This is a genomic window from Microbacterium sp. NPDC055683, from assembly GCF_053617895.1.
Window position 1 is genome coordinate 42,432 of the sequence record NZ_JBSHGQ010000027.1, and the last position, 10,804, is coordinate 53,235.

Annotated in this window: 8 protein-coding genes, 1 rRNA gene and 1 pseudogene; 7 read left to right on the top strand and 3 right to left on the bottom strand. The window is 72.3% G+C overall.

Annotated features, from left to right (window positions below; all coding sequences use genetic code 11):
• Positions 1-33 precede the first annotated feature (33 nt).
• The 4 genes from ACWGPF_RS11450 to ACWGPF_RS11465 are packed head-to-tail and all read left to right on the top strand — an operon-like array spanning position 34 to position 5,468.
• Positions 34-2,175, top strand: coding sequence for an alpha-galactosidase (locus tag ACWGPF_RS11450; RefSeq protein WP_452332946.1), 2,142 nt, complete (start codon positions 34-36; stop codon positions 2,173-2,175).
• A 44-nt stretch (positions 2,176-2,219) separates the two neighbouring features.
• Positions 2,220-3,155, top strand: coding sequence for a carbohydrate ABC transporter permease (locus ACWGPF_RS11455; RefSeq protein ID WP_452332953.1), 936 nt, complete (start codon positions 2,220-2,222; stop codon positions 3,153-3,155).
• Between the two features lie 7 nt (positions 3,156-3,162).
• The gene (locus ACWGPF_RS11460; RefSeq protein ID WP_452332947.1) at positions 3,163-4,098 is read left to right on the top strand and encodes a carbohydrate ABC transporter permease; all 936 of its coding nucleotides are present in this window, start codon (positions 3,163-3,165) and stop codon (positions 4,096-4,098) included.
• A gap of 11 nt (positions 4,099-4,109) precedes the next feature.
• Entirely contained in the window at positions 4,110-5,468 is a 1,359-nt protein-coding gene (locus ACWGPF_RS11465; protein WP_452332948.1) for an ABC transporter substrate-binding protein, read from the top strand.
• 42 nt (positions 5,469-5,510) lie between these two features.
• Here ACWGPF_RS11465 and ACWGPF_RS11470 read toward each other — a convergent pair whose 3' ends face one another.
• A complete protein-coding gene (locus ACWGPF_RS11470; protein ID WP_452332949.1) occupies positions 5,511-5,981 on the bottom strand; it encodes a MarR family winged helix-turn-helix transcriptional regulator in 471 nt (156 codons plus the stop codon).
• Positions 5,982-6,066: 85 nt separating this feature from the next.
• Here ACWGPF_RS11470 and ACWGPF_RS11475 point away from each other — a divergent pair.
• Together ACWGPF_RS11475 and ACWGPF_RS11480 are read left to right on the top strand one after the other, a co-directional pair.
• A pseudogene (locus tag ACWGPF_RS11475) lies at positions 6,067-6,927 on the top strand (LLM class flavin-dependent oxidoreductase); the annotation flags it as partial.
• 172 nt (positions 6,928-7,099) lie between these two features.
• Complete coding sequence (locus tag ACWGPF_RS11480) at positions 7,100-8,332, top strand: FAD-binding oxidoreductase (RefSeq protein WP_452332954.1); 1,233 nt, start codon at positions 7,100-7,102, stop codon at positions 8,330-8,332.
• 13 nt (positions 8,333-8,345) lie between these two features.
• Here ACWGPF_RS11480 and coaBC read toward each other — a convergent pair whose 3' ends face one another.
• A complete protein-coding gene (coaBC, locus tag ACWGPF_RS11485; RefSeq protein ID WP_452332950.1) occupies positions 8,346-9,557 on the bottom strand; it encodes a bifunctional phosphopantothenoylcysteine decarboxylase/phosphopantothenate--cysteine ligase CoaBC in 1,212 nt (403 codons plus the stop codon).
• Between the two features lie 66 nt (positions 9,558-9,623).
• Between coaBC and ACWGPF_RS11490 the strand changes: the two genes are divergently transcribed.
• On the top strand, positions 9,624-10,328 hold the full coding sequence (locus ACWGPF_RS11490; RefSeq protein WP_452332951.1) for an NRDE family protein: 705 nt from the start codon (positions 9,624-9,626) through the stop codon (positions 10,326-10,328).
• A 383-nt stretch (positions 10,329-10,711) separates the two neighbouring features.
• On the opposite strand, the gene rrf is transcribed toward ACWGPF_RS11490, so the two are convergent.
• Positions 10,712-10,804: ribosomal RNA gene (gene rrf, locus ACWGPF_RS11495) — 5S ribosomal RNA — on the bottom strand; the annotation flags it as partial.

Consider the following 10,804-nt stretch of genomic DNA (forward strand, 5'->3'; position numbering starts at 1 on the left):
AATATCACCAGGCATCCCCGACGAAGGAGTCCCATGTCCGCCATCCCCCTGCGCGCCGCCGGCGTCGCGTTCGTCCTCGACGTCCCGGAGGTCGGGGCGCCCCGCGTGCTCCACTGGGGTGCCGACCTCGGGGAGCTGACCGAGGCCGACATCGACACGCTGCGCCTGACGGGGCTCGCGGGCATCGGGTCGGGGATGCCCGACACCGGCATGCCGCTCACGATGCTGCCCGCGCACGCCGACGGCTGGCTCTGGACGCCCGCCGTCACGGGCCACCGCGACGGCTCGGCCTTCTCCCCCGCGTTCTCCGGCACGACGGCCGAGGTGCTCCCGGTCGACGACGACCCCGTGATCGCGCACCGCGTGCGGGTGGACAGCGCGGACGCCGCGAACGGCCTCGCGCTCGCTCTCGACGTCGAGATGACGCGCTCGGGCCTCGTCCGCACGCGCGCCCGGCTCACGAACACGGGCGACGGGCGCTACGACCTCGCCTCCCTCGACGTCGCCCTCCCCGTGCCGGGGCGCGCGGGCGAGATCATGGACATGGCGGGCCGGCAGCTGCGCGAACGCGACCTGCAGCGGTCGCCCTTCGCGATCGGCTCGCACCTGCGCGAGTCGCGCCGGTCGTCGGGGCATGAGGCGAGCATCGTCCTCGCGGCGGGAACGCCCGGCTTCGGATGGCGCCACGGAGAGGTCTGGGCCGTGCACCTCGCCTGGTCGGGCAACACGCGCGTGCTCGCCGAGCGCACCAACCAGGGGCTGTCGACGCTCTCGGGCGGAGAGCTGCTGCTGCCCGGCGAGGTGCGCCTCGCGCACGGCGAGAGCTACACCTCGCCCTGGCTGTACGCCTCGACCGGCATCGGCCTCGACGCCATGGCCGCGCGCTTCCACGACTTCCTGCGCGCGCGCCCCGAGCACCCCTCCGCCGGCCGCCCGGTCACGCTCAACGTGTGGGAGGCGGTCTACTTCGATCACGAGCTCGGCAAGCTCCTCGAGATCGTCGACCGCGCCGCCGAGGTCGGCATCGAGCGCTACGTGCTCGACGACGGCTGGTTCCGCCACCGCCGCGACGACCACGCCGGGCTCGGCGACTGGTACGTCGACGAGGGCGTGTGGCCGGACGGCCTCGGCCCGCTCGTCGACGCGGTCGTCGCCAAGGGCATGCAGTTCGGCCTCTGGTTCGAGCCCGAGATGGTCAACGAGGACTCCGACCTCGCGCGCACCCACCCCGAGTGGATCATGGGGACGGGAGACCGCCTGCCCCACCCGCAGCGGCACCAGCAGGTCCTCAACATCGCCATCCCCGAGGCGTACGCGTACATCCGCGACCGCATCCTGGCCATCCTCGACGCGTACCCGATCTCGTACATCAAGTGGGATCACAACCGCGCGCTCACGGAGCCCGGCGACCGGACGACGGGGCGTCCCGTCGCGCACGAGCAGGCCGAGGCGCTGTACCGGCTGCTCGACGAGATCCGCGCGGCGCACCCGGGCCTCGAGATCGAGTCGTGCTCGTCGGGCGGCGGGCGCATCGACCTCGGCATCATGGCGCGCACCGACCGCATCTGGGGGTCCGACTGCATCGACCCCCTCGAGCGCCAGGCGATCGAGGCGGGCACGGCCCTGCTGCTCCCGCCCGAGATGGTCGGCTCTCACGTCGCGAGCCCCCTCAGCCACACGACGGGACGGGCGCACTCGCTCGCGTTCCGCGCCGGCACGGCGTTCTTCTCGCACATGGGCGTGGAATGGGACGTCACGAAGGCCGATGACGCCGAGCGCGCCCAGCTGGCCGAGTGGATCGCCCTGCACAAGACGCATCGCGCGCTCCTCCACACCGGCCGCGTCGTGCACGCCGACCCCATCGGCGACGGCATCTGGACGCACGGCGTCGTCGCGCACGACGCCACGGAGGCGATCTTCGCGGTCGCCATGGTGGAGACGGGGCCGTACTGGCCCACTCCCCGTGTGACGATCCCCGGTCTCGATCCCGCCCGCCGATACCGCGTGCAGCCGCTCGCGCCGGCCGACGCCCGCGACCACCGCACGGCGCACACGCGCCCGGCATGGTGGTCCGAGGCGATCGAGCTGCCGGGCGCCGCGCTCGCCGACGTCGGCGTGCAGGTGCCGGCGCTCAATCCCGAACAGCTCGTGCTGCTCCACGTGACGGCGGTCTGAGCCGCCCGTTCCCCACCATCCCGTCGCAACGAAGCGGAGGCATGATGACCGTCCTGACCGAACCCGGTGCGCGGCCGCGCACCGGCGTGCGACCTCCCGCGCGCGGGAGGAGGCCGCGCGGCGATCTGCGGATCGCCGCCGTGTTCCTCCTCCCCGCCGCGGTGGGCCTCGTCGCGTTCTACCTGTGGCCCGCGCTGCGCGGCCTGTACTTCTCCTTCACGGAGTACGCCGTCCTCACGCCGCCCGAGTGGGTGGGCACGGCGAACTACGAGCGGATGGCGGCCGACCCGCTGTTCTGGAACGCGCTGTGGGTGACGGCCCTCTACGTCGTCATGAACATCGGCGTGCAGACCGTGCTCGCGATCCTCATCGCCGTGCTGCTCCACCGCCTCACGCGCTCGACGGTCGTGCGCGGGATGGCGCTGCTGCCGTACTTCGTCGCCAACGTCATCGTCGCGCTCGTGTGGTACTTCATGCTCGACTACCAGATCGGCATCGTGAACGTCGTGCTCGACGGCATCGGTCTCGACCGGATGGCGTTCTTCGGCGACTCGGCGCTCGCGCTTCCCACCATCGCGCTCATCAACGTGTGGCGTCACATGGGCTACACGGCGCTCCTCATCTTCGCCGGTCTCCAGACGATCAACCCGTCGCTCTACGAAGCGGCGCGCGTGGACGGCGCGAGCGAGCTCCGCCAGTTCTTCTCGATCACGCTCCCGCAGCTGCGCCCCGTGCTCGTCATGGTCCTCGTCGTGACGGTCACCGGCTCGTTCCAGGTCTTCGACACCGTCGCCGTGACGACGGGAGGCGGCCCCGTGAACGCCACGCGCGTGCTCAACATGTACATCTACGACCTCGCGTTCGGGCAGCTCGACTTCGGATACGCCTCGGCGCTCGCGATCGCGCTGTTCGTGCTCCTGTTCGCCATCGCCTTCGTGCAGCTGCGCCTCATGCGCGCCGGCGAGCACGACGAGAACTGAGGCCGCCATGACGCACACCGTCTCCGAGACCCGTCTCATCGTCACGGGCACCGCGAAGCCGCAGCGCCCGCGCATCGGCGCCGGCCGGGTGATCGCCTGGATCTGCCTCGTCGCCATCCTGCTCGTCACGCTCGTGCCGTTCTACTGGATGCTGCGCACCGCGCTGTCGTCGAACGGCGCGCTCTCGGCCGAACCGGGCAACCTGCTGCCGGCCGGCTTCACCCTCGACGCCTTCCGCCGCGTGTTCGGCCTCACGAGCCTCGAGGAGAACCTCGCGCAGGGCGGGGCGGGATCGGCCATCGACTTCTGGCTGTACCTGCGCAACTCGGTCATCACGTCCACCCTCATCACGGTCGGCCAGGTGACGTTCTCGGCGATGGCCGCGTACGCGTTCGCCCGTCTCCGGTTCCGCGGGCGCGACGCCCTGTTCGCCGTGTTCCTCTCGGCCCTCATGGTGCCGGGCATCTTCACGGCCATCCCGAACTTCGTGCTCATCAAGGATCTGGGGCTGCTCAACACCTTCGCCGGCATCGTGCTGCCGTCCATCCTCATGACCCCGTTCGCGATCTTCTTCCTGCGGCAGTTCTTCCTCGGCATCCCGCGCGAGATCGAGGAGGCGGCGCTCATCGACGGCGCAGGGCGCGTGCGCTGCTTCCTGCGCGTCATCGTGCCGATGAGCACGGCGCCCCTCACGACGCTCGCCGTCCTGACCTACATCACGGCCTGGAACGAGTACCTGTGGCCCCTGCTCGTCGGGCAGAGCGAGGACGTCCGCGTGCTCACAGTCGCCCTCGGCATCTTCCGCTCGCAGACCCCGCAGGGCACGCCCGACTGGTCCGGGCTCATGGCGGCGACCCTCGTCGCGGCGCTCCCGATCGTGCTGCTGTTCTGCGTGCTGGGGCGCCGCATCGTGAACTCCATCGGCTTCAGCGGGATCAAGTGAGGGGGACGGACATGGATCGCAGGCACCGGACGGCCGCGGCGGGCGCACTCGTCGCCGCGACGGCGCTCGTCGTCTCGGGATGCGGCGCGCCAGACGGCGTCGCCGCCGACGGGACGACGGTCATCCGCTACGCGATGTGGGATTCGAACCAGATGCCGGGGTACCAGCAGTGCGCCGACGACTTCGAGCGCCTGCACCCCGGCATCGAGATCCGCATCGAGCAGAACGGGTGGGACGACTACTGGACGCAGCTCACGGCGACGATGGTCGCCGAGTCGGCGCCCGACGTGTTCGTCGACCACACCTCGCAGTTCGGGAAGTTCGCCGTCCTCGGCCAGATCCTCGACCTCTCTCCCTATCTCGCGGAATCGGACGTCGACCTGGCGCAGTACCAGGACGGCCTCGCCGATCTGTGGCGGGGGCCGGACGGGGAGACCCTGTACGGCCTGCCGAAGGACTGGGACACGGAGGCGCTGTTCTACGACGCCGATCTGCTGGCGGGGGCCGGGTACACGCCCGACGACCTCTGGTCGCTGGAGTGGAACCCCGACGACGGCGGCACGTTCGAGGAGTTCGTCGCCGCCATGACGGTCGACGAGAACGGCGTCCGCGGGAACGAGGAGGGCTTCGATCCGCGCAACGTCGCGACGTACGGCCTCGGCTACAACGACGCCGGCGGCGGCTACGGGCAGGTGCAGTGGTCGGCGTTCGCGCTCTCGAACGGCTGGTCGTACACCGATGAGAACCCGTGGGGGACGTCGTTCGACTACGGCGACGATGCGCTCCTCGAGACGATCGGATGGTGGCGCTCGCTCATCGAGAAGGGCTACATGCCCCCTCTCGCACAGGCGACCTCGGGAGTCGGCACGCAGGAGTCGCTCGGCTCCGGGGCGTACGCCACGGTCATCGAGGGCGCGTGGAACGCCCGGGCATTCTCCGAGCTCGAAGGCGCCGACGTGCAGGCGGCGCCGACGCCGATCGGTCCGGCGGGGCAGCGCGCCTCCGTCTTCAACGGACTGTCCGACGCCATCTGGTCGGGCACGCCGAACCCCGACGAGGCGTGGCTGTGGGTGGAGTACCTCGCGAGCACCGACTGCCAGGACGTCATGGCCGGCACCGGACGCATCTTCCCCGCGATCTCGACATCGTCCGATCTCGCCGTCGAGACCTTCGCGGAGCTCGGGATCGATGCGGACGCCTTCGCCGTGCACGTCGCCGACGGCACGACCGTGCCGACGCCCGTGACGGACAAGTGGGCCCAGGCGCAGGCGATCATGACGCCCGCCATGGACGCCGTCATCGCCTTCGACGCCGACGTCGATTCGCTCGTCGACGCGGGAGAGCGGGTCAACCGCCTCTTCGACGAGTGAGCCGAGCGCGGGCGCGGGGCTCAGCGGCCCGCGCCCGCGCCGTCACGCCCGCGCCGTGACGGCGCAGCGGTCGTCGCCCGGCGCGGCTCCGCTCGCGGCGTGCTCGAGCAGCCCGCACAGCTGCGCGCGCTGGGCGGGCTCGAGCCCCGAGAGCAGCTCGTCCTCGGCCGCACGCACGCGCGTGTCGAGCGCGGCGACCGCGTCGCGCCCCCGTGCCGTCGCCGCGATGCGGCGCGCGCGGCGATCGGCGGGGTCGAGGCGGCGTTCGATGAGGCCTGCGGCGGCGAGCTCATCGAGCACGTAGGTCATGACGGTGCGGTCGATGCCGAGGCGCGCGGCGAGCGCCGACTGGGTGGGCGGCTGCTCGTGCGCGGCGACCGAGAGCACCTGGTAGCCGCGCTCGCCGTGCGGCAGGTCGGCGGCGATGACGGCGATGCGCGCCTTCCACTCGCGCAGCAGCGCGGCGAGCGACCAGCCCAGCAGAGAGGGGCGGGGAAGCGATGCGTCGGCCATCCGCCCATCGTAACGGAATAGGATGCGCTCAAGATAAGTTGTTGGACAGATGATCGGCCACAACGATCATCAAAGGAGCGCGCGCATGCCCGACTACGGCCAGGACCTGTCCTTCGGCTCGTTCATCACCCCGTCGAACGCCGACCCGCATCAGCCGGTTCGACTCGCCCAGGTCTCGGAGGCGGCCGGGCTCGACCTCGTGACGTTCCAGGACCATCCGTACCAGCCGGCCTTCCTCGACACGTGGACGCTGCTCACGTGGGTCGCCTCGGCGACCGAGCGCATCACCGTGTCGGGCAATGTGCTCAACCTGCCGCTGCGGCAGCCCGCTGTGCTGGCGCGCTCGGCCGCGTCGCTCGACCTGCTCTCGGGCGGACGCGTCGCGCTCGGCCTCGGAGCCGGAGGCTTCTGGGACGCGATCGAGGCGATGGGCGGCACGAAGCTCACACCGGGTGAGGGCGTCGACGCGCTGTCCGAGGCCATCGACATCATCCGCGGGATCTGGGACGTGTCGGAGCGCGGACCGCTGCGCGTCGACGGCGCGCACCATCGCGTGGCGGGAGCCAAGCGCGGACCGGCGCCGGCCCACGACATCCCGATCTGGATCGGTGCCTACAAGCCGCGCATGCTGCGTCTGACGGCGCGCAAGGCCGACGGATGGCTTCCCTCGCTCGCGTATCTGGACGACGGCGACCTGCGTCGCGCGTCGCGCGTCGCGCACGATCGACGCCGCCGCCGAGGACGCCGGCCGCCATCCCGCCGAGATCCGCCGCCTGCTCAACGTGGCGGGCGCCATCCAGCCCGCGTCGAGCGGACGGCTGCAGGGGCCGGCGTCGCAGTGGGTCGACGAGCTCTCCGAGCTCGCTCTCGCCGACGGCATCTCGACGTTCGTCCTCGCGAGCGACGACGCTGCGACGCTGCAGGCCTTCGGAGAGGAGGTCGCCCCCGCCGTGCGCGAGGCCGTCGGCCGCGAGCGCACCGGGCGCGGCACCGTGCCGGCGTCCGCGCGACGCGGGTCGGCGGCGCTGGCGCTGCGACGCGACGGCATCGACTACGCGCGGATCCCCGCCGCCCTGGCCGCGAGCGCGGTCGAGCCGGGCGACCGCTCGTACGACGCCGTGCGCCACAACTACCTGCGCTCGGGCGCCCCCGGTCTCGTACTCCTGCCGCGCACGGCGGACGAGGTCGTCGAGGGCCTCGCCTACGCCCGCACGCTCGATGTGCCGCTCGGCGTGCGCTCGGGCGGTCACGGGATCAGCGGCCGCTCCACCAACGACGGCGGCGTCGTCCTCGACCTGCGCGCGCTCGACGCCGTCACACCCCTCGACGGCGGTCGTGTGCGGCTCGGAGCCGGTGCGACGTGGGGGCAGGTGGCGCAGTCGCTGCAGCCCCTCGGCCTCGCGATCAGCTCGGGCGACTACGGCGGCGTCGGAGTCGGGGGCCTCGCGACGACGGGCGGGGTGGGGTTGCTCGGGCGGCGGTTCGGCCTCACGATCGACCGCGTCGTCGGCGCCGACGTCGTCACCGCCGACGGGCGTCTCCTGCGCGCGAGCGCAGAGGAGAACCCCGACCTGTTCTGGGGGCTCCGCGGGGCGGGCGGGAATCTCGGCATCGTGACCTCGGTCGACGTCGATGCCATGCCGCTCGGCGACGTGGTGTTCTCGCAGATGGCCATCGACGCCCGCGACACCGCCGGCGTGCTGCAGCGCTGGGGCGCGGCCGTCGAGGCGGCTCCCCGCGAGCTCACGAGCTTCCTCGTGCTCTCTCCCGCCCGGCGCGGACAGCCGCCCGTCGCGCAGCTCATGACCGTCTACGCGGGCGACGACACCGCGGCGGCCGTCCGCGAGCTCGAGCGCCTCGCCGATGCGGGGCCGCTGCTCGACCACAGGGCGTACCTGCTGCCCTACCCCGGCATCCTGCAGGACGCCGGCCGCCATCATTCGGGCGGCGGGGACCCGTCCGTGCGGTCGGGGCTCGTCACCCACCTCGGCCCGGACGAGGCGGGCACCTTCGCGGACCTCGCCGGCACGGGGGCGGCGTACTTCCTGCAGATCCGCGCGACGGGCGGAGCCGCGCACGACCTCGCAGCGGACGCGACCGCGTACCCCCACCGCCACCAGAACTTCCTGCTGTCGGCGATGGGCGCATCGCAGCACGCGCTCGACGCCGTGTGGGACGAGCGGATGGCCCCGCACGTCGACGGGCTGTACCTGTCGTTCGACACCGACACGCGGATCGAACGGCTCGTCGACGCCTTCGGCGCCAACCTGCCGCGACTTCGCGAAGTGAAGCGCGCCTACGACCCCGAGAACGTGTTCCGCGCGAACTTCCCGATCCCGCCCGCCGGGTGAGCCGCCACCGCCGTCAGCGGCTCCGCACGGCGAGGATGGCGTCGAGGAGCGCCTCGGCGGTCTCGCGCTTGGCGCCCGACACCGTCGCGATGACCTCGTCGTGCGCGTCGATGACGAGCAGCGCGTTGTCCACCCGCTCGAAGCCCTCGGTCCATCCCACCTCGTTGACGGCGAGAAGGTCGACGCCCTTGCGGCGGCGCTTGCGGATGCCGCGCTCGAGCAGCGTCTCTCCCGGTGCGGGAGTCTCCGCCGCGAAGCCGACGATCGTCTGCCCCGGCAGACGGCGTTCGGCGAGCCCTGCGAGGATGTCGGCGTTCTCGACGAGGGTCAGGGTGGGTGGGACCCCGGCCGCCGCCTCCTTGGTGAGCTTGCGCTCTGCGACGTCGGCGACCCGATAGTCCGCGACGGCCGCGGCCATGACGACGACGTCGGCTCGGGGCGCGAGCTCGGCCATGACGGCCTCGAGCTCCGCCGCCGTGCCCGCCCTCCGCACGGAGACGCCGTGGCCGGCATCGACCAGCGCCGCCTCCTCCACGTGCGCCGCGACGAGGGTGACCTCGGCACCGCGGTCGGCGGCCGCCCGCGCGACGGCGACGCCCTGGCGCCCGCTCGAGCGGTTGCCGATGTAGCGCACGGGATCGATCGGCTCGCGTGTGCCGCCCGCCGACACGACGATCCTCAGCCCCGCCGCATCCGCGCGGCGGGCCAGGGCTCGCGTGACGGCGTCGCGGATGGCCTCGGGCTCGGTCATGCGACCCGGCCCGCTGTCCTCTCCCGTGAGGCGGCCCGAGTCGGGCCCGATGACCTCGACCCCGCGCGCGGCGAGCACGCCGATGTTCGCCTGCGTGGCCGGGTGCTCCCACATCTCCGTGTGCATGGCCGGAGCGACCAGCACGGGGGCGGCCGTCGCGAGCAGCGTCGTGCCGAGCAGGTCGTCGGCGAGGCCGGCGGCCATCCGGGCGAGCGTGTTGGCCGTGGCGGGAGCGACGACGACGAGGTCGGCGGCCTGGCCGAGGGCGACGTGTCGGACGTGCGCCACGTCGTCGTGGACGGACGTCGTGACGGGATGGCGGCTGATCGCCTCCCACGTCGGCTGGCCGACGAAGCGGAGCGCGTCGACCGTCGGCACGACGTGCACGTCGTGACCGTCCTTCACGAGCAGACGGACGAGCGCGACGACCTTGTACGCGGCGATCCCGCCGGTGACTCCCACGACGATGTTCATCGCCTGCGATTCTCCCACCTGCCCGGCCGCGCCGCGCCGTTCCCGCGGCCATAGGCTGAAACCGCCATGTGCACCGTCGTCATCCGCGTCCCCGAGGACGCCGCTCACTCCATCCGCCTCCTCGCCGTGCGCGACGAGGATCCGCTGCGGCCCTGGAACCCGCTCGGGGCATGGTGGTCCGAGCGTCCGCAGCTCGCGGGCGTGCAGGACCGCCTCGCCGGAGGGGCCTGGCTGGCGGCGGAAGGCGGACGCCTCGCGGTGCTGCTCAATCGCGCCGGCGCACCGCTCCTCCCCTCGAGCGCGATCACGTCACGCGGGGGCATCGTGCTGGATGCCGTCGGCGGGCGCCTTCCCGGGCCGCATCCGACGACGCTCGGGTTCAATCTGGTCTCGGTGGCCGACGGCCGGGCGGAGCTGGTGTCCTGGGATGGGGAGCGCCTCACTCGCGAGGTCATGCCCGCCGGAACGCACATGATCGCGCACGACGACCTCGACGACCGGGCCACCCCGCGCATCGTGACCTGGCGCGACGCATTCGCGGCCGCGCCCGCGGAGGGCGACGGCGCGTGGTGGGAGCCTTGGCTCGCCGTGCTGATGCGCAGCGCCGCGCTGTCGCCGGAGGACGATCGCGCCATCATCCGCGACAACCGCGTGCACGGATACCCCACGCAGTCGCTCCTCGCGTGCGTGGCCTCCGTGACGCCGACGACGGCGGACGTCCGCTACGCGGAACTCGAGACCGCAGGCCGCTGGAACCCGCTGCAGTTCTGAGCGCACGTCGTTCCGGCCGCTTCCGGTGGCAGGGGCTTCCGGTGGCGGGGGCACCCGGTGGCGGATGCTTCTCGCCCGGGTCGCAGTTTGCGTCCGTTGTGGGGCGGGTGGGGGCGGTTCGTGCGACCTGGGCTGGCGGTGTTCTCGCCCGGGTGGCGGTTCGCGTCCGTTCCGGGCCCACTGGGGGCGGTTACTGCGACCTGGGCGGTGGGTGACTCTCGCCTGGGTCGCTGTTCGCGTCAGTTCGGGGGTCGCTGGGGGCGGTTACTGCGACCTGGGCGGGTGGTCGTTCTCGCCGGGGTTGCTGTTCGTGTCGGTTGCGGGGCGGGCCGGTGAAAGCACGAAAGGCCACCCAGCGTTGGGTGGCCTTTCGTTCAGGTTAAGTCCGGCGGTGTCCTACTCTCCCACAAGGTCCCCCTTGCAGTACCATCGGCGCTGAGAGGCTTAGCTTCCGGGTTCGGAATGTGACCGGGCGT

Excerpts from the sequence above, each read along its gene's own strand:
- coaBC (WP_452332950.1), bottom strand. The coding sequence starts at position 9,557 with ATGAACATCGTCGTGGGAGTCACCGGCGGGATCGCCGCGTACAAGGTC.
- ACWGPF_RS11455 (WP_452332953.1), top strand. The coding sequence starts at position 2,220 with ATGACCGTCCTGACCGAACCCGGTGCGCGGCCGCGCACCGGCGTGCGA.
- ACWGPF_RS11450 (WP_452332946.1), top strand. The coding sequence starts at position 34 with ATGTCCGCCATCCCCCTGCGCGCCGCCGGCGTCGCGTTCGTCCTCGAC.
- ACWGPF_RS11465 (WP_452332948.1), top strand. The coding sequence starts at position 4,110 with ATGGATCGCAGGCACCGGACGGCCGCGGCGGGCGCACTCGTCGCCGCG.
- ACWGPF_RS11490 (WP_452332951.1), top strand. The coding sequence starts at position 9,624 with ATGTGCACCGTCGTCATCCGCGTCCCCGAGGACGCCGCTCACTCCATC.
- ACWGPF_RS11460 (WP_452332947.1), top strand. The coding sequence starts at position 3,163 with ATGACGCACACCGTCTCCGAGACCCGTCTCATCGTCACGGGCACCGCG.
- ACWGPF_RS11470 (WP_452332949.1), bottom strand. The coding sequence starts at position 5,981 with ATGGCCGACGCATCGCTTCCCCGCCCCTCTCTGCTGGGCTGGTCGCTC.